At 73.2% G+C, this 25,537-nt stretch carries 23 protein-coding genes and 1 pseudogene; 14 read left to right on the top strand and 10 right to left on the bottom strand.

Translation table 11 applies throughout. From position 1 onward, the window contains the following. Window positions 1-45: 45 nt before the first annotated feature. The gene (locus ACTFAP_RS12975; RefSeq protein ID WP_500469144.1) at window positions 46-1,392 is read left to right on the top strand and encodes a class II 3-deoxy-7-phosphoheptulonate synthase; all 1,347 of its coding nucleotides are present in this window, start codon (window positions 46-48) and stop codon (window positions 1,390-1,392) included. On the opposite strand, the gene ACTFAP_RS12970 is transcribed toward ACTFAP_RS12975, so the two are convergent. Further along, a complete protein-coding gene (locus ACTFAP_RS12970) occupies window positions 1,385-1,831 on the bottom strand; it encodes a hypothetical protein (RefSeq protein ID WP_495684672.1) in 447 nt (148 codons plus the stop codon). The two genes, ACTFAP_RS12975 and ACTFAP_RS12970, sit on opposite strands and share 8 nt — an antisense overlap. Window positions 1,832-2,120: 289 nt before the next feature. Next, window positions 2,121-2,288 carry a hypothetical protein gene (locus ACTFAP_RS12965; protein ID WP_390118270.1) on the bottom strand — a complete coding sequence of 56 codons (168 nt, stop codon included), beginning with the start codon at window positions 2,286-2,288 and terminating at the stop codon, window positions 2,121-2,123. 94 nt (window positions 2,289-2,382) lie between these two features. On the opposite strand from ACTFAP_RS12965, the gene ACTFAP_RS12960 reads away from it, so the two are divergent. Both ACTFAP_RS12960 and ACTFAP_RS12955 read left to right on the top strand, forming a co-directional pair. Next, on the top strand, window positions 2,383-3,222 hold the full coding sequence (locus ACTFAP_RS12960) for an NUDIX hydrolase (RefSeq protein WP_500469143.1): 840 nt from the start codon (window positions 2,383-2,385) through the stop codon (window positions 3,220-3,222). Continuing rightward, entirely contained in the window at window positions 3,219-4,082 is an 864-nt protein-coding gene (locus ACTFAP_RS12955) for an MBL fold metallo-hydrolase (RefSeq protein ID WP_495684670.1), read from the top strand. Before ACTFAP_RS12960 ends, ACTFAP_RS12955 begins: the two co-directional genes overlap by 4 nt. 115 nt (window positions 4,083-4,197) lie before the next feature. Here the strand turns inward: ACTFAP_RS12955 and ACTFAP_RS12950 are convergent, their stop codons facing one another. After that, window positions 4,198-4,872 (bottom strand): Crp/Fnr family transcriptional regulator, encoded by a 675-nt coding sequence (locus tag ACTFAP_RS12950; RefSeq protein ID WP_030735429.1) that lies wholly within the window; start codon window positions 4,870-4,872, stop codon window positions 4,198-4,200. Window positions 4,873-5,127: 255 nt separating this feature from the next. Between ACTFAP_RS12950 and nth the strand changes: the two genes are divergently transcribed. From nth to ACTFAP_RS12935, 3 genes are all read left to right on the top strand, one after another. After that, complete coding sequence (gene nth, locus ACTFAP_RS12945) at window positions 5,128-6,066, top strand: endonuclease III (RefSeq protein ID WP_500469142.1); 939 nt, start codon at window positions 5,128-5,130, stop codon at window positions 6,064-6,066. A 115-nt stretch (window positions 6,067-6,181) separates the two neighbouring features. Further along, window positions 6,182-6,880 (top strand): NUDIX hydrolase, encoded by a 699-nt coding sequence (locus tag ACTFAP_RS12940; RefSeq protein WP_390118281.1) that lies wholly within the window; start codon window positions 6,182-6,184, stop codon window positions 6,878-6,880. A gap of 28 nt (window positions 6,881-6,908) precedes the next feature. Next, the gene (locus ACTFAP_RS12935; RefSeq protein ID WP_495684668.1) at window positions 6,909-8,108 is read left to right on the top strand and encodes a MarP family serine protease; all 1,200 of its coding nucleotides are present in this window, start codon (window positions 6,909-6,911) and stop codon (window positions 8,106-8,108) included. Between the two features lie 168 nt (window positions 8,109-8,276). Here the strand turns inward: ACTFAP_RS12935 and ACTFAP_RS12930 are convergent, their stop codons facing one another. From ACTFAP_RS12930 to ACTFAP_RS12910, 5 genes are all read right to left on the bottom strand, one after another. Next, complete coding sequence (locus ACTFAP_RS12930) at window positions 8,277-8,468, bottom strand: hypothetical protein (RefSeq protein WP_078635671.1); 192 nt, start codon at window positions 8,466-8,468, stop codon at window positions 8,277-8,279. Window positions 8,469-8,564: 96 nt separating this feature from the next. After that, window positions 8,565-9,503, bottom strand: a complete 939-nt coding sequence (locus ACTFAP_RS12925; RefSeq protein WP_030735421.1) for an alpha/beta fold hydrolase — start codon at window positions 9,501-9,503, stop codon at window positions 8,565-8,567. Further along, the gene (locus ACTFAP_RS12920; protein ID WP_390118289.1) at window positions 9,500-9,940 is read right to left on the bottom strand and encodes a phage holin family protein; all 441 of its coding nucleotides are present in this window, start codon (window positions 9,938-9,940) and stop codon (window positions 9,500-9,502) included. Before ACTFAP_RS12920 ends, ACTFAP_RS12925 begins: the two co-directional genes overlap by 4 nt. A 247-nt stretch (window positions 9,941-10,187) precedes the next feature. After that, on the bottom strand, window positions 10,188-12,161 hold the full coding sequence (gene acs / locus ACTFAP_RS12915) for an acetate--CoA ligase (RefSeq protein ID WP_500469141.1): 1,974 nt from the start codon (window positions 12,159-12,161) through the stop codon (window positions 10,188-10,190). A 196-nt stretch (window positions 12,162-12,357) separates the two neighbouring features. Next, entirely contained in the window at window positions 12,358-14,691 is a 2,334-nt protein-coding gene (locus ACTFAP_RS12910) for a SulP family inorganic anion transporter (RefSeq protein ID WP_500469140.1), read from the bottom strand. Between the two features lie 268 nt (window positions 14,692-14,959). Here ACTFAP_RS12910 and ACTFAP_RS12905 point away from each other — a divergent pair, with 268 nt between their 5' ends. Beyond that, window positions 14,960-16,309, top strand: a complete 1,350-nt coding sequence (locus ACTFAP_RS12905; RefSeq protein WP_500469139.1) for a polysaccharide deacetylase family protein — start codon at window positions 14,960-14,962, stop codon at window positions 16,307-16,309. Here the strand turns inward: ACTFAP_RS12905 and ACTFAP_RS12900 are convergent. Further along, window positions 16,294-17,286 (bottom strand): ATP-binding protein, encoded by a 993-nt coding sequence (locus ACTFAP_RS12900; protein ID WP_375878285.1) that lies wholly within the window; start codon window positions 17,284-17,286, stop codon window positions 16,294-16,296. The genes ACTFAP_RS12905 and ACTFAP_RS12900 overlap by 16 nt on opposite strands. A 58-nt stretch (window positions 17,287-17,344) precedes the next feature. On the opposite strand from ACTFAP_RS12900, the gene ACTFAP_RS12895 reads away from it, so the two are divergent. Continuing rightward, on the top strand, window positions 17,345-18,193 hold the full coding sequence (locus ACTFAP_RS12895) for a Fic family protein (protein WP_500469138.1): 849 nt from the start codon (window positions 17,345-17,347) through the stop codon (window positions 18,191-18,193). A 365-nt stretch (window positions 18,194-18,558) separates the two neighbouring features. Here ACTFAP_RS12895 and ACTFAP_RS12890 read toward each other — a convergent pair whose 3' ends face one another. Further along, window positions 18,559-19,392: an HAD family hydrolase gene (locus tag ACTFAP_RS12890; RefSeq protein ID WP_390118305.1), complete on the bottom strand. Its 834-nt coding sequence runs from the start codon at window positions 19,390-19,392 to the stop codon at window positions 18,559-18,561. 430 nt (window positions 19,393-19,822) lie between these two features. Here ACTFAP_RS12890 and ssd point away from each other — a divergent pair, with 430 nt between their 5' ends. From ssd to ACTFAP_RS12860, 6 genes and pseudogenes are all read left to right on the top strand, one after another. Continuing rightward, window positions 19,823-20,899, top strand: coding sequence for a septum site-determining protein Ssd (gene ssd / locus ACTFAP_RS12885; protein WP_500469137.1), 1,077 nt, complete (start codon window positions 19,823-19,825; stop codon window positions 20,897-20,899). Window positions 20,900-20,904: 5 nt separating this feature from the next. Beyond that, window positions 20,905-22,068: a TadA family conjugal transfer-associated ATPase gene (locus ACTFAP_RS12880; RefSeq protein ID WP_500469462.1), complete on the top strand. Its 1,164-nt coding sequence runs from the start codon at window positions 20,905-20,907 to the stop codon at window positions 22,066-22,068. Window positions 22,069-22,116: 48 nt separating this feature from the next. Beyond that, window positions 22,117-22,995 (top strand): type II secretion system F family protein, encoded by an 879-nt coding sequence (locus tag ACTFAP_RS12875; protein ID WP_500469136.1) that lies wholly within the window; start codon window positions 22,117-22,119, stop codon window positions 22,993-22,995. A 1,079-nt stretch (window positions 22,996-24,074) separates the two neighbouring features. Then, entirely contained in the window at window positions 24,075-24,494 is a 420-nt protein-coding gene (locus ACTFAP_RS12870; protein WP_400011370.1) for a type II secretion system F family protein, read from the top strand. Window position 24,495: 1 nt separating this feature from the next. Beyond that, window positions 24,496-24,687 carry a DUF4244 domain-containing protein gene (locus tag ACTFAP_RS12865; RefSeq protein ID WP_495684659.1) on the top strand — a complete coding sequence of 64 codons (192 nt, stop codon included), beginning with the start codon at window positions 24,496-24,498 and terminating at the stop codon, window positions 24,685-24,687. Beyond that, window positions 24,674-24,964 (top strand): annotated as a pseudogene (locus tag ACTFAP_RS12860) (TadE family type IV pilus minor pilin); the annotation flags it as partial. The gene ACTFAP_RS12865 and the pseudogene ACTFAP_RS12860, both read left to right, overlap by 14 nt. Window positions 24,965-25,537 lie beyond the last annotated feature (573 nt).

The following is a 25,537-nucleotide window of genomic DNA, read 5'->3' as shown; positions in this document are numbered from 1 at the left end:
TCCCGTGAGCTGGTGGCACATGAGGGAAAGGAAAGGGGAATCGCCGTGAACGCACAGCAGCCCGACTGGCCGGACCCGGACCTCCTGCGGGCGGTCACCGGACGCCTCGGCGCGGCCCCGCCGCTGGTCTTCGCCGAGGAGTGCGACCGGCTGCGGGAGCGGCTGGCGGGCGTCGCCCGCGGCGAGGCGCTGTTGCTCCAGGGCGGGGACTGCGCCGAGACCTTCGCCGGGGTGACGGCGGACGCGGTGCGCGGCAAGCTGCGCACGCTGCTGCAGATGGCGGTGGTGCTCAGCCACGCCAGCGGCCTCCCGGTGGTCAAGGTGGGCCGGATGGCGGGGCAGTTCGCCAAACCCCGGTCGAGCCCGGTGGAGCGGCGCGGCACGCTGACGCTGCCCTCGTACCGGGGCGACGCCGTCAACGGCCAGGAGTTCACCGAAGCGGCCAGGCGGCCCGATCCGCGCCGTCTGGAGCGGATGTACGAGGCGTCGGTGGCCACCCTCAATCTGCTGCGGGCGCATGTGGGGGGCGGGTTCGCCGACCTGCGGCAGGTGGCGGAGTGGAACGAGGAGTTCGTGGCCGGCTCGCCGGCGGCGGGGCGCTACGCGCGCACGGCGCGGGAGGTGAGCCGCGCGCTGGCGTTCGTGCGGGCGAGCGGTGCCGACCAGAGCAGGCTGCGCACGGCGGAGTTCTTCGTCAGCCACGAGGGGCTGCTGCTGGACTACGAGCGGGCGCTGACCCGTACCGACGAGCGGACCGGCCGCCCGTACGCGACCAGCGGGCATCTGCTGTGGGTGGGGGAGCGCACCCGGCAGCCGGACGGCGCGCACATCGACTTTCTGAGCGGGGTCCACAACCCCGTGGCGGTCAAGCTCGGCCCGGGCACCGAGCCCGACACGGTGCTGCGCTATCTCGACCGGCTCGACCCGGCCCGTACCCCGGGGCGGCTGACCTTCGTGGTGCGGGCGGGCGCGGAGCGGGTGCGGGACGTGCTGCCGGTGCTGGTGGAGAAGGCGCTGGCGGAGGGCGCACGGGTGGGCTGGGTGTGCGACCCGATGCACGGCAACACGGTGACCGCGCCCAGCGGGCACAAGACCCGTGCCTTCGAGGCGATCCGGGACGAGGTGCGCGGCTTCACGGAGGTGCACCGGGCGTTGGGCAGCCATCCGGGCGGCGTCCATGTGGAGTTGACCGGCGAGGACGTCACGGAGTGCACGGGCGGCGGCTCACCGGTCCGCGCCGAGGACCTCCCGCTGCGCTACACGACGGCGTGCGATCCCCGGCTGAACCACGGTCAGTCGCTGGATCTGGCGTTCCAGCTGGCGGAGTTGTACGCGCGGGCGGGCAGCGGGGTGCGGGAGCACCTCGCCACGGAGCCGGCCGCGCTCATCTGACCAGCGCGAGGGCGACGTAGCAGGCGAGCGAGAGCATCAGGCGCACCATGAGGTCCAGCCAGTCGGCCCACGTACCGCCGATCATCCAGACCAGGAGTGCGACCAGTACCCCGGCCGTCGCCAGGGCCGTCGCGTAGGCGCGGGCCGGTGAACGGCGGTGCCCCAGGGTCCCCAGCAGGGCGGCCGGCAACTGCACGGCCACGTGGCAGATCGTGAGGCCGAACAGCACGGCCAGGATGACCACTGCCGGCATCGCGTCCGGCACGGCGTACGCCTCCACCGCCCAGGACGGCGGGAACAGGAACGTGGCCAGCAGCACGAAACCGCTGACATGCATGGCGAGGAGATGGACGCCGACGCGCAGGGAGAGCCGGGGCAGCTTGGTGTGGATGGCCCGGGTGAGGGCTTCCTCGATCCGTACTTCTCTCGGTACGTCCATGACACATCAGATTACGCCCCGGCAGGAGCCCGCTGCGCACGGGTGCCCGGACGGAATCCCGCGCGCCCCTCGTTTCGTGACGGCGCGACATCGCCACAGACACACGGGTGTTGGCGGTCGATGAGGTCCTCGCAGTGGCGGCGCTTCCTCACCCGTCGAGCGCGTAGCGGCACGCTCCACTTCGGCGCGGACGGATGCCGTGCCCAGCCCGCACCGCCGCGCTACCGCCCTCCTCGGCCGCCGGGTGTCCTGTCCTTCCTCGCGGCCCGGGCCGCGCGCCCTTCCCGGCTCAGCCCAGGCGCGAGCGGTGCTTCACCGTCGCCTTCTCCGTCTTGCCGTGGGTCTTCGCCGCCACCGCCCGGGCCTGGTGCTCGGCCTCCTTGACCCGCTCCGGGGTCAGCGCGTGCTTTCCGTGACCGGCTGCTTCCCGTTCGTGCTGGGCCCGGTGCTTCGACATCGTCACCGTCTCCTCGATCGCGTGCGTCGTCGCGTTCGCATCCCCTGTCCCCTTTGTCCATCCTCTCTCCACCCGTCCCGGATAGCATCCCGGCATGGGAAACGGCCAGTGGTTTCCGGCGGAGTGGGCCGGCCGGGTGCGTGAGTTCGTGCGCGGGGAGATCACCCCCGCCGTGCCCCGGCGGGCCGCCACCGTGCTGCTGACGCGCGAGGGGCCGGACGGGCCGCAGGTCTTCCTGCTGCGGCGCCGGCTGTCCATGGGGTTCGCGGCCGGCGCGTACGCCTATCCCGGCGGTGGTGTCGATCCCCGGGACGCCGCCGCCGACGCGGTGGCCTGGGCCGGACCGGGGCGCGAGGAGTGGGCCGAGCGGCTCGGGGTGGATGCGGACGGCGCGCAGGCCATCGTGTGCGCCGCCGTCCGCGAGACTTTCGAGGAGTCGGGCGTCCTGCTCGCGGGACCCGACCCCCACACCGTCGCCGACGACACCACCGGCCCCGGCTGGGAGGCCGACCGCGCCGCCCTGGCCGCCCGCGAGCTCTCGCTCGCCGCGCTGCTCGCCCGCCACTCCCTCGTGCTGCGCAGCGATCTGCTCACCGCCCGCGCCCGCTGGATCACCCCCGAGTTCGAGCCGCGCCGCTACGACACCTGGTTCTTCAGCGCCGCGCTCCCGGCGGGACAGCGCACCCGCAACGCCTCCACGGAGGCGGACCGCACCCTCTGGCTGTCGCCCGCCGAAGCCCTGGCCGGCTACGCGAGCGGCGAGATGATCATGATGCCGCCGACCGTCGCCACCCTCCGCCAGCTCGCCGCCGGCCCGCACCCCGCGCCCGCCGGGCCCGTCGAGCCCGTCCTCGTACGGCTGCGGACCGAAGGCCACCAGATTGTGCTCAGCTGGCCTGGGCATGACGAGTTCGAAAGGCGGGTGGAGAGATGAGCGACGCGACCGCGCTGCCCGGCGCACCCCGGATCGGATCACCGGCCGGCCCGGCCACCGAGCGCGCCACCTGCGTGCTCGCGCCGAATCCCTCGGCGATGACCCTGGACGGCACCAACACCTGGATCCTCGCCGAACCCGGCTCCGACCGCGCCGTGGTCCTGGACCCGGGCCCCGAGGACGAGGCGCATCTGCGGCGCGTCGCCGAAACCGTCGAGCGGGCCGGCCGCCGGGTGGCGTACACCCTGCTCAGCCACGGCCACCAGGACCACAGCGGCGGCGCCGCCCGGTTCGCCGAGCTGACCGGCGCCCCGGTACGCGCCCTCGACCCCCGGCTGCGCCTCGGCGACGAGGGACTGGCCGCCGGGGACGTCCTCACCGCGGGCGGCCTGGAACTGCGCGTCATCGGCACCCCGGGGCACACCGCCGACTCACTGTGCTTCCTGCTGCCCGCCGACAACGCGCTGCTCACCGGCGACACCGTGCTCGGCCGGGGCACCACGATCATCGCCCACCCCGACGGCCGGCTCGGCGACTACCTCGACTCGCTGCGCGTCATGCGCCGGCTGGCCGAGGACGAGGGGGTCCGTACCGTACTGCCCGGCCACGGCCCGGTGCTGCGGGACGCCCTGGGCGTCATCGACTACTACCTCGTGCACCGCGCCAAGCGCCTGGCCGAGGTGGAGAACGCGGTCGAGGACGGCTACCGCACCGCCCCCGAGATCGTCGCCCACGTGTACGCGGACGTGGACCGCGCCGTGTGGCCGGCCGCCGAACTCTCCGTCCTCGCGCAGCTGCAATACCTGCGCGAGCACGGGCTGATCCCGCCGGACACCCCGGACGACGCCCTGCCGGAGTAGGTGCGCCCGCCGGCACCCGCGTCGTGTCCGGCCGAGGGCATGAAAAAGCACACCGGCCACCCGCGAGGGGTGTGCCGATGTGCTCAGCGGGTCCGGGTCCGGCTCCGGGCCCGGATCAGCGGGAGCGGCGCGCCAGCCGCTCGATGTCCAGCAGGATCACGGCCCGGGCCTCCAGCCGCAGCCAGCCACGGGCGGCGAAGTCGGCCAGCGCCTTGTTGACGGTCTCCCGGGAGGCGCCCACCAGCTGGGCCAGCTCCTCCTGGGTGAGGTCGTGCACCACGTGGATGCCCTCGTCCGACTGCACCCCGAAGCGCCGCGACAGATCCAGCAGCGCCTTGGCGACCCGGCCGGGAACGTCCGAGAAGACCAGGTCGGACATGTTGTCGTTGGTACGGCGCAGCCGGCGGGCCACCGCGCGCAGCAGCGCCGCCGCGACCTCGGGCCGTACGTTCAGCCAGGGCTGGAGGTCGCCGTGGCCCAGACCGAGCAGCCGTACCTCGGTCAGCGCCGTGGCGGTGGCGGTGCGCGGGCCCGGATCGAACAGGGACAGCTCGCCGATCAGCTCTCCGGCGCCCAGTACGGCCAGCATGTTCTCGCGGCCGTCGGGCGAGGTGCGGTGCAGCTTGACCTTGCCCTCGGTGACGACATACAGACGGTCGCCCGGATCGCCCTCATGGAAGAGGGTCTCACCCCGGGCCAGGGTGATCTCGGTCATGGAGCCGCGCAGCTCAGCGGCCTGCTCGTCATCGAGCGCCGCGAAGAGCGGGGCGCGCCGCAGAACGTCGTCCACGAGTTCTCTCTCCTTGTCGGCCAGGCCGTGAAGGGTCATGCACCCCTCATCATGCCGGACACCACAGCAGTGCTATCAGTCACAAGTTTGACTTACCGGGAAAGCCCGGACAGCGCCAGGGGCTGATTCGGGTGACGTATGGGGTGAGCGCCCCACGATTGTCGGTGTGGCCGTTTACGCTGGCCGGGTGGCCAACGGCCCTGTGCACGTACGGGGCTGGGCCACCCGGAGAGACCAGGAAGAGAGGCCGGGAGGGTGAACGCGACGGCGAATTCCGCTGATGGCGAACGCGGGGCGGCCGGGTCGGCGAAACCGGTACGAAAGCCCGCGCGGAGCCGTACGGGCGGGCCGGCGACATCGGGAGGGCGCGCCGGGGCGGGCGCGGCCGCCGCCCCCGCGAAGCGGACGAAGCAGGCGAAACCGGAGAGCCGTACGGCCATGGTGCGCCGGGCCCGCAAGATCAACCGCGAGCTGGCGGAGGTGTACTACTACGCCCACCCCGAGCTCGACTTCGAGAACCCGTTCGAGCTGCTGGTCGCCACCGTGCTGTCCGCCCAGACCACCGACCTGCGGGTGAACCAGACGACCCCCCGGCTGTTCGCCGCCTACCCCACCCCGGCGGCGATGGCGGACGCCGATCCGGCCGACGTGGAGGAGCTGATCCGCCCCACCGGCTTCTTCCGCAACAAAACCAAGTCGTTGATAGGGCTGTCCACGGCCCTGCGCGACCGCTTCGACGGCGAGGTGCCCGGCCGCCTGGAGGACCTCGTCTCGCTGCCCGGCGTCGGCCGCAAGACCGCCCACGTGGTGCTCGGCAACGCCTTCGGCAAGCCGGGGATAACGGTCGACACCCACTTCCAGCGCCTGGTGCGCCGCTGGAAGTGGACGGAGCAGACCGACCCGGACAAGATCGAGGCCGAGGTCGGGGCGATCTTCCCGAAGAAGGACTGGACGATGCTCTCGCACCGGGTCATCTTCCACGGCCGCCGGATCTGCCACAGCCGCAAGCCCGCCTGCGGGGCCTGCCCGATCGCGCACCTGTGCCCCTCCTTCGGGGAGGGCGAGACCGACCCGGAGAAGGCGAAGAAGCTGCTGAAGTACGAGATGGGCGGCTACCCGGGGCAGCGGCTGAAGCCGCCGGCCGACTACCCGGGCAAGCCCGCCCCGGCGGCCGGCGGCGAACCGGCCGGCTGAGCGGCCCTCCCCGTACCGGAGCCGCCCCGCACCAGCACGGCCCGCCACGCCACCGCCCGCCGCCCCCACCGACCGAGGCACCAGCGCCACCCGCCGCCAGCGAAGGGACCACCCCATGACCCCGCGCGACGCCCGCCGCGCCGAGCCACCACCGGTGCGGGTGAGCGCCGAGGGGCTGCCGTCCTGGCTGGAACCGCTGGCGGAGGTGGCCGTGACCCTGCGGGCCGGGCAGCTCAGCCGCTGGCTGCCGCCGCCGCACGGCGGCCGGCCCTCCGCCGTCCTGGTGCTGTTCGGGTCCGGTGTGCACGGCCCCGAGCTGCTGCTGCTCGAACGTGCCTCCAGCCTGCGCGCCCACGCCGGCCAGGCGTCCTTCCCCGGCGGAGCCCTCGACCCGGAGGACGGCGACCCGGCCGGTCAGGGCCCGCTGCGCGCCGCCCTGCGCGAGGCCGAGGAGGAAACCGGCCTCGACCCGGCCGGGGTACGGATCTTCGCCGTGCTGCCCCGGCTGTACATCCCGGTCTCCGACTTCACCGTCACCCCCGTCCTGGGCTGGTGGCGCGAGCCGACGCCGGTGTCGCCGGTGGACCCGGCCGAGACGGCGCGGGTGTTCACGGTGCCGGTCTCCGAGCTGGCCGACCCGGCACGGCGCCGCAGCGCGGTGCACCCCTCCGGGTATCGCGGTCCGTGCTTCCTGGTCGGCGACACCCTGGTGTGGGGGTTCACCGCCGGGGTGATCGACCGGGTCCTGCATTTCGCCGGCTGGGAGCTTCCCTGGGACGCCGATCGGGAGATACCTCTGGCTCCCGGGGCATGAACTGCCCATACGTGAGAGCGTGTCGGGCATGAATATGCTCGACGTGCTGCTGCTGCTGGCCGCCGTGTGGTTCGCGGTCGTGGGCTACCGGCAGGGCTTCGTCGTGGGAATACTGTCCGTCGCCGGGTTCCTGGGGGGCGGACTCATCGCCCTCTACATCCTCCCCGTGATCTGGAACCGGATCAGCTCCGGAGCCGAACCCGGGCCGATAGGCGTCATCGTGGCGGTCGTCATCGTCATCGTGTGTGCCTGCTCGGGTCAGGCGCTCACCACCCACCTCGGCAACAAGCTGCGCCGCCACATCACCTGGTCACCGGCGAGGGCGCTGGACGCCACCGGCGGCGCGCTCGTCAACGTGATGGCCATGCTGCTGGTCGCCTGGCTGATCGGCTCCGCGCTGGCCACCACCACCCTGCCCACCCTGGGGCGCGAAGTACGCACCTCCCGGGTGCTGCTGGGCGTCTCGCAGGTGATGCCGGTCGAGGCCGGCACCTGGATGAATGACTTTTCGGCCATTCTCGCCCAGCACGGCTTCCCCCAGGTCTTCGCCCCGTTCACCAACGAGCCGATCACCCGCGTCGATCCGCCCGACCCGGCACTGGCCGGCAGCCCGGTCATCGAGCAGGCGGCCGGCTCCATCGTCCGCGTCTCGGGCACCGCGTCCGGCTGCGGCAAGGTCCTGGAGGGCAGCGGCTTCGTCTTCGCCGAGGACAAGGTGATGACCAACGCCCACGTGGTGGGCGGAGTCACCGAGCCCACCGTGCAGATCAGGGGCGAGGGCAGGCTGTACGACGGCCGGGTCGTGCTCTACGACTGGGAGTCCGACGTGGCCATCCTGGACGTGCCGGGACTCGACGCGCCGCCGCTGCAGTTCAGCGACCGCGACGCGCTCTCGGGCGACGACGCCATCATCGCCGGCTTCCCGGAGAGCGGCCCCTTCGACGTGCGGCCGGCCCGGGTGCGCGAGCGCTTCACCGCCAACGGCCCCGACATCTACCGCCGGGGCACCGTGAGCCGCGACGTCTACTCGCTGTACTCGATGGTCAGGCAGGGCAACTCGGGCGGCCCGCTGCTCACCCCGGAGGGCGAGGTGTACGGCCTGGTGTTCGCCAAGTCCCTGGACGACGACAACACCGGGTACGCGCTCACCCTGGAGGAGATCGAGGACACCATCGAGCGCGGCACGACCGCCACGGCGCCCGTGGACAGCCAGAACTGCGCAATGTGAGACCGGGCGCACCCGCCCGCTCTTGGGCCCACGGGCCCCGGCGGGCGGCGCTGTTCTTCCGCGGTGCTGCTCCCCGCCCCGGGCGGGCCGCGCACCCGCGCGCCGCCGTCCGTCCGCCGGGAGTCCGTCCGCCGGGAGTCCGTCCGCCGGGAGTCGGGCCGCCTGTTGCTAGCTCCGCGGATGCCGCAGGCGCGCGCCGACCCAGCGGGCCCGGCGGCGCAGGATGTGCGGAAAGCCGATCGGCGGATCCGGGAAACCACCCCCTGGAAACCGCCGCACGGCGCTGCCCGGCGCCCGAGCGGCGGCTCCTTTGCCGCTGCGATTACGTGCCACGTCACGGTAGTCGTGCGTCCAGCCCATACTGGGCTCCCTGCCCGGGCCCCAAGGTCAGTAACCTCCCGGCGGGCGGGGAATCGGACTATGCGCCAGGCATGTGTGCGCGGGCGGCACGGGCCGTCAGCGGCGGTCGGGCTCGGGATCCTTCAGCCAGTCGATGAGTTCGGTGCTGAACGCCACCGGATCCTCCTCGTGCGGGAAATGCCCCAGACCGTCGAACAGCCGCCACCGGTACGGGGCCTCCACGTACTCCCCGGACCCCGCCGAACTGCGCGTGCGCAGCACCGGGTCGAGCGAGCCGTGCAGATGCAGCGTGGGCACCAGCACCGGCCGCTTCATCCGCCGGTTGAACTGGATGCCGTCCGGGCGGGCGATGGAACGCACCATCCACCGGTACGGCTCGATGGCGCAGTGCGCCGTCGACGGGATCGTCATCGCCTGCCGGTACACCCGGACCGTCTCCGGCTCCGGCTGCCGCGGCCCGGACCACTCGGTGAGCATCGTGCCGACCGCCGCCGCGTCGTCCGCGACCAGCTGCCGTTCCGGCAGCCAGGGCCGCTGGAAGCCCCACACCGAACCGCTGGCCAGCGTCTGCTTCGGGTCGCGCAGCAGCGCCGAGCGCCAGCTGCGCGGATGTGGCATGGACGCGACGACCAGCCGCCGGACCAGCTTGGGCCGCATCACGGCCGCCGTCCACGCCAGATAGCCGCCCAGGTCGTGGCCCACCAGCGCGGCGTCCGGCTCCCCGAGGGAGCGGATCACGCCGGTGACGTCGAGGGCGAGATTGGCCGGGTCGTAGCCGCGCGGGGTGCGGTCGGAGCCGCCGACGCCGCGCAGATCCATCGCGACCGCCCGGTAACCGGCCTCCGCCAGCGCGGTGATCTGATGCCGCCAGGTCCACCAGAACTGCGGGAAGCCGTGCACCAGCAGGACGAGCGGGCCATCACCCTGCTCGGCGATGTGGAATCTGGCGCCGTTGGCCGCCACATGGCGGTGCGTCCACGGCCCGTCGCGCAGCACGACCGCGGAACGGGCCTCGGAGTGTCCCTCGGAGCTCATACGGGCGTGCCGGCCTTGCCGTTCGCGGCGGCCCGCGGGTGCGGCCGTACCCCGGACAGCACGGACGCGGACTCCTTGGCCGAACGGATGGACCGTTCCGGCGGCGTGATCCGCTTGAACTTGGCCGCCGCCAGCGCGGCGAAGATCCCCGCGATCACCAGGAAGACACCCGCCGTGACGAGGAAGGCGATGGCCGGCGGGGCCCCCCACCAGGCGCGGATCCAGAACGCCAGGGCGATCGCCAGCAGCGGCAGCGCCACCAGCGCCAGGACGCCGGCGATGACACCCACGACACCGCCCAGTTTCACGCGCTGGACGTCCTGCCTGATCTCGGCCTTGGCCAGCGCGATCTCGTCATGCACCAGTCCGGTGAGATCGTCGGTGGCCGAGGCGACCAGCTCTCGCAGGCTGCGGCCCTCGTCGGCTGCGTCGCTCATCGCGTTCCCCTCTTCCCTCTCCAGGAGGCTCGTGCCGTTGCTGCGTGTGACAGTAGTGCGCGTGGTGCGCCGACGCCGCCCGAGCGGCCGTTTGACGCCCTGTCGTAGCCCTGGGGAGTGATCACAGCCGCCCCGCCCCCACTCGTTCGGCCCCCCTGCATGGTATGCGGGACAGGGCGCCTCACACGCGCGAGGGCGCCCGGCGGGTCGCCGGACGCCCTCGCGCGTCGCTCGGATACGGGGTGGGTCACTCGTCGCGGGCGGCCCCGGGGAGCTTGGCCTGGATCAGATCCATCACCGTGGAGTCGGTCAGGGTGGTCATGTCGCCCAGCTCACGGTTCTCGGCGACATCGCGCAGCAGCCGGCGCATGATCTTCCCGGAGCGGGTCTTGGGCAGTTCGTCCACCGGCAGGATGCGCTGCGGCTTCGCGATCGGCCCCAGCACCCGCGCCACGTGCTGTCGCAGCTCCTCGACCAGGGCGCCGTCCTCGTCGGAGGCGTCCACCGCGCCGCGCAGGATGACGAACGCGCAGATCGCCTGCGTGGTCGTCGGATCGGTGGCACCCACCACGGCCGCCTCCGCGATCCGGGGGTGGGAGACGAGCGCGGACTCGACCTCGGTGGTGGAGATGTTGTGGCCGGACACCAGCATCACATCGTCGACCCGGCCCAGCAGCCAGATGTCGCCGTCGTCGTCCTTCTTGGCACCGTCACCGGCGAAGTAGCGGCCGGGGAAACGCGACCAGTAGGTGTCCAGATAGCGCTGGTCATCGCCCCAGATGGTGCGCAGCATGGACGGCCACGGCTCGGTCAGCGCCAGATAGCCGCCGGACCCGTTGGGCACCTCGTTGCCCTCGTCGTCCAGCACGGTGGCCGAGATGCCGGGCAGCGGCACCTGGGCCGAGCCGGGCTTGGCGACCGTCACCCCGGGCAGCGGGCTGATCATGATGCCGCCGGTCTCGGTCTGCCACCAGGTGTCGACCACGGGGGTGCGGTCGGCACCGATGTGCTTGCGGTACCAGATCCACGCCTCGGGGTTGATCGGCTCACCGACCGAGCCCAGGATCCGCAGGCTGCTCAGATCGAACTGCGCCGGGATGTCGTCGCCCCACTTCATGCAGGTGCGGATCGCGGTGGGCGCGGTGTAGAGGAGGGTGACGCCGTACTTCTGCACGATCTCCCACCACCGGCCGTTGTGCGGGGTGTTGGGGGTGCCCTCGTACAGCACCTCGGTGGCGCCGTTGGACAGCGGTCCGTACACGATGTACGAGTGCCCGGTCACCCAGCCGACGTCGGCCGTGCACCAGTACACGTCGGTCTCCGGCTTGAGGTCGAAGACCGCGTGATGGGTGTAGGAGACCTGGGTGAGGTAGCCGCCGGTGGTGTGCAGGATGCCCTTGGGCTTCCCGGTGGTGCCGGAGGTGTAGAGGATGAACAGCGGGTGCTCGGCACCGAACGCCTGCGGGGTGTGCTCGGCGGGCTGGCGCTCCGTCACCTCGTGCCACCACAGGTCGCGGCCCTCCTGCCAGGGGATGTCCTGGCCGGTGCGGCGCACCACCAGGACGTTGCGCACCCGGTCGGCCACCCCGGGGCGGGTGAGGGCCTCGTCCACGGCGGGCTTGAGCGCCGAGGGCGCGCCCCGGCGGTAGCCGCCGTCGGAGGTGATGACCACCTTGGCGTCGGCGTCCTCGATGCGGGCGGCGAGCGCGTCGGCGGAGAACGCCCCGAAGACCACGGAGTGCGGGGCGCCGATCCGCGCGCAGGCGAGCATCGCGACGACGGCTTCGGGGATCATCGGCAGGTAGATGGCGACCCGGTCGCCCGCCTGCACGCCCAGCTCGGTGAGGGCGTGCGCCGCCTGGGAGACCTCGCGCAGCAGCTCGGCGTAGGTGAGGGTCCGTGAGTCGCCCGGCTCACCCTCGAAGTGGATGGCGACCCGGTCGCCGTTCCCGGCCTCCACGTGCCGGTCCACGCAGTTGTAGGCGACGTTCAGCGTGCCGTCCGCGAACCACTTGGCGAACGGCGGATTGGACCAGTCGAGCACCTCGGTCGGCTCGCTCTGCCAGCTCAGCCGGCGCGCCTGCTCGGCCCAGAACCCCAGCCGGTCCTCGGCGGCCTCGGCGTACGCCCCGGCGGTGACATTGGCGTCGGCGGCCACCTCGGCGGGGGGAGCGAACCTCCGCTCCTCCGTCATGAGATTGGCCAGGCTCTCGTTACCCACAGTCCAGCTCCCTTGCGGCGTGGTCCCACTGCTGTGTCCCAGAGCACACCCCATCAGCACCACGTCCCTTTGACAAGGGAATGCCCCCCGAGTGCGGCGAACGGTCCCCACCCGGCGCCGAACGGTTCCGGAGACCGGCTGGGGACCGCCCGCCGCGTGCCGCCCGCCGCCGGTCCCGCGGCAGGCGGCCGGGCCGTCAGACCGTCAGGACATCGGGCCGTACCGGGGTGAACACCGGCGGGCCCGCCATCGGGGAACTCCCTTCGTGCTCCAGCACATAGGCCTGTGCCTCACCGACGTGGAAGTACAGGCCGCGCAGCGCCAGGGAGCCCTCGGCGAGCCGCTGTGCCACACACGGGTGCTGGGCCAGATGGTCCAGCTGCTGCACCACGTTGGCCAGGCACAGCGTCTCCAGCTCATCCGCCGCCGGCCGCCCGGCCAGCATCGGCCGCGCGTCATCCGGCGCGGTCAGCCGCGCCACGCTGGGCCGGCCGTGCCGCAGCCACCGGCCGAGCGAGTGGGCCCCCGGCACGGCGAGCCCGCCGTCCACGGTGGCCTGCAGCGCCTGCATCGCGCCGCACCCCGAGTGCCCGCACACGGTGATGGTCGGGACGCGCAGCACCGTCACCGCGTACTCGATGGCCGCGGCCACCGAGTCGTCGGAGGTCTCCGCGCCGGGCAACGGCACCAGATTGCCCACGTTGCGCACCGTGAACAGGTCGCCGGGGCCGCTGGAGGTGATCATCGAGGTGACCAGCCGGGAGTCGGCACAGGTGACGAACAGCTGCCCGGGCTGCTGCCCCTCGGTGGCGAGCCGGGCCAGCTCCTCGCGCACCAGAGGAGCGGTGTGCCGCTGGAAGTTGCGCACCCCGCCCATCAGCCGGTCGTCGTCGCGCCGCCCGCCCGGCACCTGGCCCTTCGGGGCCGGGGTGGCCGTGCACTGGTGGTTGCGCCACGGTGTCCAGGGCCGGCAGCGGTGGGCGGCCTCCGGCTCGGCCACCACCTGCCCGGAGCGCCCGGTGATCTCCACCGCCGCCCCGTGCGCGATGTGCGCGGTGCGCCAGTCGTGCAGCGTCTCGTACGCGGCATGATCCATGAAGGAGCCGTCCAGCTCCACCGACGCCGGGGCGTTCTCGGGGACCTGGGCCAGCGCCCGGCTGAGCCGGGGCACCGCGAGGAACGTCAACTGACCGCGCACCCGCACCAGGTGACTGCCGTCCGGCCGCCGCTCCTGGCTGATCCGGGTCTGGGTAAGCCGGTGCAGCGCGATGGCCACCGCCATCGCGATCCCGATCGCCACCCCTTCCAGTACGCCCAGCAGTGCCACCCCGAGGGCGGTGCCCGCGTACACCACCACCTCCCGGTGCCGGGTGACGGTGCGGATGTGAGTGATGTTGACCATCTGGATGCCGACCACCATCACCAGCGCGGCGAGCGTGGCCAGCGGGATCTCCTCCAGCAGGGCGACGAGCAGCCCGGCGGACAGCAGTACCCAGCAGCCGTGCAGTATCGACGACCAGCGGGTCACGGCCCCGGCCGCCACATTGGCCGCGCTGCGCACCGCGACCCCGGTGACCGGCAGCCCGCCCAGTGATCCGGAGAGCAGGTTGGCCGCGCCCTGTCCGCGCAGCTCCCGGTCCAGGTCGGCCCTGGGCACCCGCGGTCCGCCCTGTCGGTGCCGCGCCGCGGCCAGCTTGTCCACCGCGACGGCCGACAGCAGTGACTCGACGCTCGCGACCAGCGTGATGGTGAGCACGGCGGCGATCAGCCCGAGCACCGGGCCCTCGGGCATCTGCGGCAGCGCGTGGCTGCTCCAGGAGGGCAGGTCGACCCGTTCGATCCCGGCCGAGGTGGACCAGGTCAGCAGGGTGGCCAGGGTGACGGCGGCCAGCGCGGCGGGGAACGCCTTGCGTACGCTGCCGCCGGCCCGGCCGGGCAGCCGGGGCCACAGCAGCAGCACGGCCACCGTGAGCGCGCCGATGAGCAGCGAGGTGGTGTGCGGCTGCGCCAACTGGCCGGGGAGCTGGGCGAGGTTGGCCAGCGCCTCGCTCTCCGGGCTGCCGCCCAGGACGATGTGGAGCTGGGCGAGCGCGATGGTGATGCCGATGCCGGCGAGCATTCCGTGCACGATGGCGGGGCTCACCACCAGGGCGGCTCTGGCCACCCGCAGTGCGGACAGGCCGAGTTGGGCGAGCCCGGCCAGTGCCGTGATGGCGCAGGTGACGCGCCAGCCGTACTGGATGATCAGCTCGGCGGTGACCACCGTGAGGCCGGCGGCGGGCCCGCTCACCTGGAGCGGGGCACCGCCCAGCCAGCCGACGACGATCCCGCCGACGGCGGCGGCCACCAGCCCGGCCTGGAGCGGGGCTCCGGTGGCCAGGGCGATGCCCAGGGAGAGGGGCAGCGCGATCAGGAAGACCGAGATCGAGGCCGGCAGATCGGCGCGCAGCACGGGGCGGCGTCCGCTCGCGGGCGGTGGGGGGGAAGGGGGTGAGGTGGAAGAGGTGGGCGCGGGGGCGCAGGCGGACATTTCCGTCTCCGTCCAGGTCCAGTGTTCAGAACCGAGAGCAACCACGCTTGGTGACGGTATGGCTACTCTCAAGCATTGGTAAACGAAGAGTAATGCCGCGTAAAGCCAGTTTCTAGAGCAGATCCCCGATCAGCGGACAAGTTCCGCCTATTGAGTGAAGTAATCATAAAAGCCGCTTGTCGTACAAACATCTCACCGGATTTACGGAGAGGTTGAGTCCAGGTCGGACCACCCCGGCCACCAGGCACTCAGTACGGCGGGAGGACCGATGGCGGTCACACGCGGCACAGGCGGCACGGGCGATCCACGGGGCACGCGGCGCACAGGGCACACACGGCGCGGAAGGTCGGGGGCGGTGACGGGCACCGCGGTGCTCACCGCCCTGGTGCTCGGCCTGACCGGCTGCGGGAGCGGCGACGGCGGCAGCTCCGGCACAGCCGCCGACCGCACGGGCGAGGAAGAGGGCGCCGCCGCCCGCGACGCCCCCGCCAAGATCGCCCCGCAGCTGATCGGCGACGGTTCCACCGCGTTCACCGGAGCCCAGCCCCACCAGCCCGCGGTGACCCGGCTCGAACCGGGCGAGACGCCGCCACAGTTCGTCGTCTTCTCCTGGGACGGCGCCGGCGAGGACAGCAACAAACTCTTCTCCCGGTTCCGCGAGATCGGCCGCGAGTACGACGCGCACATGACGTACTTCCTCTCCGGCGTCTATCTGCTGCCCGAGGCCGAACGCATGGCGTACCAGCCGCCCGGCCACTCCGCCGGCGCCTCCGACATCGGCTACCTCAAGGACGAGAACATCGCCGCCACCCTCGAACAGGTGCGGGGCGCCTGGCTGGACGGCAGCGAGATCGGCACCCACTTCAACGGCCACTTCTGCGGCCCCTCCGGCGTCGACAGCTGGTCCGCCCAGGACTGGATCAGCGAGACCGAGCAGGCCAAGTGGATGGTGCAGAACTGGAAGAGCACCACCGGCTGGACCGACCTCGAACCCCTGCCCTTCGACTACGACAAGGAACTCATCGGCGGACGCACCCCCTGCCTGGAGGGCCGCGACGCCCTCCTGGAGGCCGCCGACGAACTCGGCTTCCGCTACGACTCCAGCGGCAACGGCAAGCAGGTATGGCCCGAGCAGACCGACGGCATCTGGGACGTCCCCCTCCAGGCCGTCCCCATGCCGGGCCGCTCCTTCGAAACCCTGTCCATGGACTACAACTTCATGGTCAACCAGTCAGGGCCCAGCAGCGGCGACCCCGCCATGCACACCACCTGGGGCAACCAGATGCGCGACGGCCTGCTCGCCGCCTTCGACCGCGCCCACAACGGCAACCGCGCCCCGCTGATCATCGGCAACCACTTCAACAGCTGGAACGGCGGCGTGTACATGGACGCCGTCGAGGACGTGATCAAGGAAGTGTGTCCGAAGGAGGACGTGCACTGCGTCTCCTTCCGGCAACTCGTCGACTGGCTTGACGCGCAGGACCCGGAGGTCCTGGAGAAGCTGCGCACCCTGGATGTCGGGGAGCAGCCGGCCGAGGGCTGGCAGACCTTCCTGACCACGCCCGCCGAGCCGGCCACCGAACCGGACACTCGGCCCGACACTCAGCCGACCGCCTGAGCCGCCCGTTCCTCCCGCAGCACGAAACCGGGGTCGACCTGCGCCGCCAGGTCGGCCCCGGTGCGCTCGTTGCCCCAGCTCGCGGCGTTCTTCAGATGGAAGTGCACCATCTGCTGCGTGTAGCGCTCCCAGTCCCGCCCCTCGTACGCCGCGTCCGCCTCGCGGTGCAGGACGGACAGCGCCGCCCGGTTGCCCTCCTCCAGCTCGGGGAACGGCCGCCGCACCCCGCGCTCCAGGGCCCGCACCCAGTCGGACTGCCCCAGCGTCACCAGCAGATCGTCGCCGACGTGCGCGCGCAGGAACTCCTCGTCCTCCGCGCCCAGCACCTTGTTCCCGACGACGCGCAGCGCCACCCCGAAGTCCCGCGCGTACTCCCGGTACTGGCGGTACACCGACACCCCCTTGCGGGTCGGCTCCACCACCAGGAACGTCAGGTCGAAGCGGGTGAACATCCCCGAGGCGAACGAGTCGCTGCCGGCCGTCATGTCGACCACGACGTACTCCTCGCGCCCGTCCACCAGGTGGTTCAGGCACAGCTCCACCGCCCCGGTCTTGGAGTGGTAGCAGGCCACGCCGAGGTCCTCCTCGGTGAACGGCCCGGTCGCCAGCAGCCGTACGGGCCGGCCGCCCGCGACGGGCTCCACCGTACGGGCGCAGGCGGCGAAGACCGGGTTGTCCTCGTCGAGCCGCAGCAGCCGTGAACCGGCGCCGGGCGGCGTCGTCTTGATCATCGTCTCGGCCGACAGGATCCGCGGGTTGTCGCCGCGCAGATACTCCTTGATCAGCGGCAGCCGCCCGCCCAGCGGCGGCACCGCTGCCGCCTCCTCGTCCGACAGGCCGAGCGCCGGACCCAGATGCTGATTGATGTCGGCGTCCACCGCCGTGACCGGCACCCCCCGGTGCGCCAGATGCCGGATGAACAGCGAGGACAGCGTGGTCTTCCCGCTGCCGCCCTTGCCTACGAAAGCGATCTTCATGTTCATTAGCGTAGTGGCCCGGCGACCCCCCGCGAGCCAAGCCCTAAGCTTCGGCACCATGCACGCCAACACCCCCGCCGACCCCCTCACCCCCCTGGCCGAACTGCCGGGGGTCCCCGACACGGTGGCCTCCGTCCGTACCGCCGTCGACCGGCTGTACGGCCACCGGGTGATGCGCCGCCGCGCCACCGAGGTCGCCGGCGAGGCCGCCCTGCGCGGCGCCCGCGGCTCCGCCGCCCTCGCCGGTGCCGACTGGGCCCTGGAAGAGGTACGCCGGCGCACGGACTTCGGCGACGGCGACCAGGCCCGGACGATCGGCGCCGCGCTGCGGGTCACCGCCGAGGCGGGCGGCTGGCTTCAGGTGTGGCGCGCGACGCCGCTGCGCGTACTCGCCCGGCTGCACCTGCTGGCCGCCTCCGGGGGCGTGCCGGACGGGGCGTCGCAGGAGTCGATCGGCCGCCCCCGGCTGGCGGGCGAGGCGGTCACCGAGCCCGCACTGGCGGAGGATCAGATCCCGCTGCCCGGCGCCGATGAGCTGGCGGCACGGCTGGACGGCCTCAACCAGCTGCTGGTGACCGGCTCCGCGGCGCCGGCCCTGGTCACGGCGGCCGTCGTGCACGGCGAACTCCTCACCCTGCGCCCCTTCACCACGCACAACGGCCTCGTCGCTCGCGCCGCCCAGCGCATCGTGCTGCTCGGCTCGGGCCTGGACCCCAAGGGCGTCGCCCCGGCCGAGGCCGGACACGCCGAGACCGGAACCGAGGCGTACACCCAGGCCCTTGCCGGCTACGCCTCCGGTACGGCGCAGGGCATGGCGCAGTGGATCGCGCACTGCGGGCGCGCGGTGGAGCTGGGGGTACGGGAGTCGGTGGCCGTCTGCGAGGCCCTGCAGCGCGGAGCGGCCTGAGCCCGGGTCGCGGCCGGGCCGGGGCATGAAGCGGCGGCGCCGCTGTGACGCCGCGCCGCCGACCGACATCGAACGCCGAGTGAACAGTGCGTGCGCGACAGTGAGCCGATCAGGTGCGGGACTCGCGCCCCGTTCCCTGTGCGGCTGGCCCGGTTGGCGGGTCGGCTTCGCGTGGGTGCCCGGTGTTCATGTCATGCGGTCCGTGGGCCGTTGTGACTCGGGATCCTCTCGGATGCCGCTGGTTCACGGGCCGTCAATTCCTTTGTACTCCGTTCGGGGGCGAAGGGAAACCCGAATCGTCCCCGAACGGCCATTTTTTACTTTTCGCCCGGAGCTTCGCGAAACGCCTGAACGGCCGGAACCGCTCAGGCCGCCCGGGCGGCGCGGCGCCGGCCCACGTACCAGACCAGGCCCGCGGTGGCCACGGCGGCGACCACGGCGGCACCGGCCGCCAGCGCGGGGCGGGTGGGCATCGACAGCGACGGCAGCCGCTGCCGCAACGGCACCGGGCGCTCGAACGCCAGCACCGGCCAGGAGCGCGCCGCCGCCTCCTTGCGCAGCGCCCGGTCCGGGTTCACGGCGTGCGGGTGGCCGACCGACTCCAGCATCGGCACATCGGTGATCGAGTCGCTGTAGGCGTAACAGCGCTCCAGGTCGTACCCCTCGGAGGCGGCCAGCTCCCGGACCGCCTCGGCCTTGGTCGGGCCGTAGGCGTAGTAGTCGACCTCGCCCGTGTAGCGGCCGTCCTCGATCACCATCCGGGTGGCCACCACCCGGTCGGCGCCCAGCAACTGCCCGATGGGCTCGACGACTTCGGAGCCCGAGGTGCTGACGATCACCACGTCCCGGCCCGCGGCGTGATGCTGCTCGATGAGCGAGGCGGCCTCGTCGTAGATGATCGGATCGATCACCTGGTGCAGGGTCTCGGCGACGATCTCCTTCACCTGGGCTACGTTCCACCCACGGCACAGCGCCGACAGATACTCCCGCATCCGCTCGGTCTGCTCGTGGTCCGCGCCGCCCACCAGATAGAGGAACTGGGCGTAGGCGGTGCGCAGCACGGCACGGCGATTGATGAGCCCGCCCTGGTAGAAGGAACGGCTGAAGGTGACCGTGCTCGACTTCGCGATGACCGTCTTGTCCAGGTCGAAGAAGGCGGCGGTGCGCGGCTGGGACAGGTTTTCCACCTGCCCGAGCATAAAGGGCCGCCATTCGGCGTACGCTGGGGCGCGTGGGTTTGCCTGAGAAGGCTCTCGGGTACACCATGGAAGTCACGGATCGTTCGCGACCGTGCTAACCCGGTCCGGCTCCTCCCCCCCGAGTCGGCCGTGGAAGACGACCCCCGCTCTCCCCCCCGGCGGGGGTCGTCGCATGTCCGGGCCCGGTTACGGCGCCCACCTCGACCGATGCGCCCGCGTGAGCGCCGGGGCGATGGTGAATCCACACTCCCTTAACCGTACGTAATCGTCGTGCTGCGGTAAGCCTTTGGCGTGAGGTTCACCGAATGGGGTGACGAAGTTATCCACAGGGCTGTGGTTATCCACAGAATCCCAGCGAGATCCCCGTAATCCCGTGACATCGGTCACCGTGATTCCCGTCGCTGCCGCACCGCCGAAGGGGACGGGACTCATGACCACCACGCGCCCGATTCTGATCGTCACCGAGAACGAGAACACGCTGGACGACCTGTTGCGCCTGTGCGCCGCGGCGGGCGCCCCCGCCGAGGTCACCCCCGGGGTGCCCACCGCCGAACAGTGGGCGGACGCACCGCTCGTCCTGGTCGGGGACGACCGGGCGCTCGCCCGGCAGGGCCGCGGCTGGCCGGGACGGCGTCCCGGCGTGCTGCTCATCGCCCGGGACCTGGACGACCACACCGTGTGGGCGCGGGGGATGGCCCTGGGGGCCGAGGAGGTCGCCCATCTGCCGGACGCCGAACCGTGGTTGGCCGACCGCATCGCCGACGCCTTCGAGGCCACCGGCCGCCCCGCGCTGACCATCGGCGTCCTCGGCGGGCGCGGCGGCGTCGGAGCCTCCGCCCTGGCCGGCGCCCTCGCCGTCACCGCAGCCCGTCAGGGCCACCGCACCGTGCTGGTCGACGGCGATCCCCTGGGCGGCGGCCTGGACGTCCTGCTCGGAGGCGAACGCGCCACCGGGTCACGCTGGCCGGCCTTCGTCACCGCCCAGGGCCGGCTCTCCCGGGCCGCCCTGGAGGAATCACTGCCCCGGGTGCACGGGGTGAGCCTGCTCAGCTGGGACCGGGGCTCCGTCCTGCGGCTGACCGGGCAGGCCATGCGGTCCGTCCTCACCGCCGCGCAGCGCGGCGGCGGCCTGGTCGTCCTCGACCTGCCGCGCACCGTGGACGAGGCCGGCGCCGAGGCACTGGCCCAACTGGACCTGGGCCTGCTGGTGGTCCCCGGCGAACTGCGCGCCGTCGCCGCCGCCCGCCGGGTCGCGGGCACCGCCGGGGCACTCGTACGGGACCTGCGGGTGGTCGCGCGAGGACCACGACTGCCCGGCGGGCTGGCCGGAGCCGAGCTCGGGCAGGTGCTCGGACTGCCGCTCGCAGGCGAACTGCCGGAGGAACCCGGCCTCTCCCAGAAGATCGAGGAGGGCCGTCCACCCGGCGACAACCCCTCGGGGCCGCTCGCCCACTTCTGCGCCGAACTGCTCACCCACGCCCTGCCCGCCGCGCGAGCCGCCGCGTGAACGCCATGGCGGACCTGCTCGAAACGGTCCGCGTACGACTGGCCGAGCGCGGCGCCGAACCGACACCGGGGAATGTGACCGCCGCACTCGGCGACCGGGGCCGGCTGCTGGGCGACACGACCGTGCGCGAGGTGGTCCGCACCCTGCGGTCCGAACTGGACGGCGCCGGGCCGCTGCAACCCCTGCTCGCCGCACCGGACGTCACCGATGTGCTCGTCAACGCCCCCGACGAGGTCTGGATCGAACGCGGCAACGGACTGGAACGGGTCCCGGTGCGCTTCCCCGACGCCGCCGCCGTGCGCCGCCTCGCCCAGCGGCTCGCGGCAACCGCCGGGCGTCGCCTGGACGACGCCAGCCCCTGGACGGACGCCCGTCTGCCGGACGGCACCCGCATGCACGCGGTACTGCCGCCCGTCGCGGCCGGCGGCAGCACCGTGCTGTCGCTGCGGGTCATCAGGACCCGCGCCTTCGAACTGGCCGACCTCGTCGCCGCCGGAACGGTGCCGCCCGGCGGCGAACAACTGCTGCGGGCCGTCCTCGCGGCCCGGCTCTCCTTCCTGGTCACCGGAGGCACCGGCTCCGGCAAGAGCACCCTGCTGGCCACCCTGCTCGGCCTCGCCGACCCGGCAGAGCGGATCGTCCTGGTCGAGGACTCCGCCGAACTGCGGCCCAGCCACCCCCACGTGGTGCGGCTCGAATCCCGCCCGGCCAACCAGGAGGGCGCCGGCCGCGTCACCCTGCGCGACCTGGTGCCGCAGGCCCTGCGGATGCGCCCCGACAGGCTGGTCATCGGCGAGGTCAGGGGCCCTGAAGTCCTCGAACTGCTCTACGCCCTGAACACCGGCCACGAGGGCGGCTGCGGAACGCTCCACGCGAACGCCGCGGCCGACGTCCCGGCCCGTCTGGAGGCCCTCGCCAGCGGCGCGGGCCTGTCGAGACCAGCCCTGCACAGCCAAGCGGCCGCCGCCCTCTCCCTGATCGTGCACGTGGTGCGCGACCGCGCCACGGGGCGCCGCCGGATCGACGAGATCCACACCCTGGACCGCGACCCCACCACCGGCCTGGTCACCACCACACCGGCGGCCCACTGGAGCGCGGACGGCTTCGTCCCCGACCGGGGCCACGCCGAACTGCTGGCCCTGTGCGCGAGGGGCGGTGCGGAGCTGTGAACAGGACCGGGAGGACGGCGGAAACACACGGAAGGAGGAGGTGCGGGCATGGATGAGTACCTGATGCGGCTCGCGCCGTTCGTGGTCGCGCTGTGCGCGGGAGCGGCGGCGTGGCTGCTGGTCACGGCCGCACCGTCGCGCGGTCGCCGGGCCCGAGTGGTGCTGGAGGGCGGTCACCCGGACCGGGCGAAGCGGCACCGCCGCCGATGGCGCGTACGACCGAAGCCACCGGCGGAGGGCACGGCACGGGTGCTCCTGTGGTGCCTGACGGCGGGCGGACTGCTCTCCCTGTGGGGCCGTTCCGTGCTGCCGCTGATCGCGGCCGGCCTGGCGGCGCCCGTGGTGCTGCGCTGGTGGCGCCGCCGTCAGGAGCAGCGGGAGGCCGACCGGCGCCGCGAGGCGGTGATCGACTTCTGCCGCTCGGTGGTGGCCGAGGTACGGGCCGGACGGCAGCCGTCCCAGGCACTGGCAGCCACCGGCGTGAGCGGGTTCGGCGGGGCGGGTGCGGCGATCCTGGCCGCCGCCCGGTACGGCGGCGACGTGCCCCAGGCACTGGGCGCCGCCGCCGACCGCCCCGGAGCGGAGGGGCTGCGCGGCGTGGCCGCCTGCTGGCGGGTCGCGGTGGACAGCGGCGCGTCCCTGGCCCTGGGCCTGGAGAAGGTCGCGCGGGCGCTGCGCGCCGAACACGATCAACGGGAGGAACTGCGCGCCCACCTCGCGGGCCCGCGCGCCACCGCCGTGCTGCTGGCCGCCCTGCCCCTGTTCGGGCTGCTGCTGGGCGCGGTGATGGGAGTGGAACCCCTGCGTGTGCTGCTGCACTCCACCGCCGGCCTCGGCTGCCTGCTGATCGGCGTCCTGCTGGAACTCGCGGGCCTGGCCTGGGTCACGGCCATCACCCGCTCGGCGGAGAAGGCGGCGACCCGATGACCGGAACCCTGCGCACGGCACTGCCCCTACTGGCGGCGGTGGCCGCCCCGCTGATGCTGCTGCGCGTACTGGCCGCACGCCGGACGAGGGCCGCCCGGCTGGCGGCCCTGTGGAAGGAACTCGGCGCCACGACGACCACCCGGTCACGACGCCGCCCCTCACGGCACCGGGCCCGGCCGGACCGGGGCCCGGCGCACGACCTGTGGCCCCGGACCTCGGCCGCGACCCGTCCGGACACGGCCGCGGACCGTATGGGGGAACTGCCCTCGGACGATGTCGGGCCAAGGCGCCCCGAACTGCGGCTCATCAGCGGCGGCGGAGGCGAACGGGAGCCGCACGAACTCTTCCTGGACGACATCGCACGGCTGGGGGAGCGAGCCGGACTGCTCCCACCGGCCGAACGGCCACCCGGGCCACGAACCACCACCCCGGAGTGCGCCGTTGATCCCGGAACGCCGTGGGCGCCGGGTGGGCGGCCCGGTTCCGGCGAAGCAGACATCGAGGCGCCGCCCGGGTCGCCCGGGTCGCCCGGACGGGTCGACGTCGAGGACACGGGCGACCCATTGAACGGGGGCGCGGAACAGGAGGGTGCCGCACCGCTGCGGTCGGTGGCCGAGGCCGCCGGGGATTCACGTGCCGACGCCCTTCCTGCCTGCTTGCCCGGTCCCCCCGGGAGTCCACGTGGTGCGGCCGTCGAGGACACCGGGCAGCCGTCGGGAGGAACCGACGGGCGGACGTGGGAAGCCGGTGTACTCGATGCGCCGTTCACGGCTCGCGTGGCGCAGGTGGACGGGGATGTCGCCTGGCTGAGCGTGGAGCCCGAGCCGACCGCTGCTGACCTCCCGGGGCCCGCCCGGACCGGTCATGACCGAGGGCGCCATTCCGCTGCCGGACGAAGGCCGTCATCCAGAATCGCGCGGACCGGACCGACCGGGACCGTTGCCGGGGCGCGGTGGGCGTCGAGCAGGGCGTGGCTCCGGTTGCGGGGCCGCGAACCGGAGTCCCGTACCGGCCCGTGGCGCGACAGGCTCCGGTCGCCCGGGGTGGGCGCGCGGCGGCCTCATCGCGAAGATCCGCAGTTGCCCTTGCTGGCCGAGCTGTTGGCCGCCTGCCTGGCAGCTGGCGCCGCTCCGGGTGCGGCGGCGGGCGCGGTGGGGGGCTCGCTGAGCGGACCGCTCGCGGCGGGGCTGCGGCGGGCGGCCACCGAACTGCGGCTGGGCGGCGAGCCGGCCGCCGTATGGAAGAGATTCGGCCAGTTGCCCGGGGCTTCCGGGCTGGCCAGGCGGCTGGAGCTGGCCGATGTCAGCGGCGCCCCCGCCGTGGCCACGGTGGCGGCGGAAGCCGCCGAGTGCCGGGCGCGGCGTGGCCGCGCCGCCCAGACGACCGCCCGGCGGGCGGCGGTCCTGGTGACGGGGCCCCTGGGCCTCTGCTTTCTGCCCGCGTTCTTGCTGATCGGGGTCGCCCCCGTGGTGATCGGACTCGCGAAGGAGCTGATGTGAGATGACCAGGTGGATGAACTGGAGTGCGCTGCGGGGTGCGCGACGTGACGCCGGGATGAGCACGGCCGAGTACGCGGTGGGCACCATCGCGGCGGCGGCGCTGGCCGCCGTGCTGTACCAGGTGCTCACCTCGGACACCGTCGTCGCCCTGCTGCGCGGCACGATCGAGCAGGCGTTCAGTGGGCCGCTGTGAGCGTCGCCGTGGGCGCGAACGGGGCTATGTCACCGCCGAGACGGCCATTGTGGCGCCCGCGCTGGTGGCCCTGCTCGCCCTGCTGCTGTGGGCACTGGGCGCGGTGGCGACCCAGTTGCGCTGCGGTGATGCCGCCCGGGCCGGTGCCCGGGCCGCCGCCCGGGGCGAACCGGCCGCTGTCGTGCTGGAGGTGGCGCGGGCTGCGGCGCCCCAAGGCGCGGACGTCCGGTTGCGCACCGAGGAAAAGCTGCACCGGGTGGAGGTCCAGGCTCGCACCCCCGGCCCGGCCGCCCTGGGCCTCGACGTCTCCGCCGCTGCCACCGCCCATGCCGAGCCTCGCGAGCGCCCGATCCTTGCCACCGGTCAGGCCGAGGCCCGGGCCCCGGAAGAGCCTGCCCTTGCCATCGGTCAGGGCGATGCCCGGGATGAGCACCCCTTCGCCATCGCCCACGCCGAGGTCCGGGAACAGCCTGTTCCCGCCGACGCTCATGGCGGGGTCCGGGAGGACCCGGGCCGCTCCACCGATCCGGGCGGAGCACGGGAGGGCCGTGGGTTGGTCACCGGCGGGTTGGAGGTCCGCCCGGCGATGGGTCGGCGGGGCCGGGAGACCGGCGCCCGTGGACGGAGTGCGCCGCCACCTCCGTACGGGGGCCGTGGCGGCGGCATCCTCGGGGCCTTCCGCCGCGCCCCCGGCAGCGGGCGGACGCCCGCCGGGGAGGCCGGGTCGGTGGCTGTTCGGCGTCCGCCGTCACGGCCGGATCGTGGGCCGTCGGGCGGGCACACGATGCGCGGCGAAGGTGCGGGTCGAGCCCGGGCCGGCGACCGTCCGCCGTCACGGCCCGACTCTGGG

The sequence above is a fragment of the Streptomyces sp. PH9007 genome, assembly GCF_059813725.1.
Note: the sequence above shows the minus strand (reverse complement) of the source record. Positions and strands in the feature narration are given on the sequence as shown.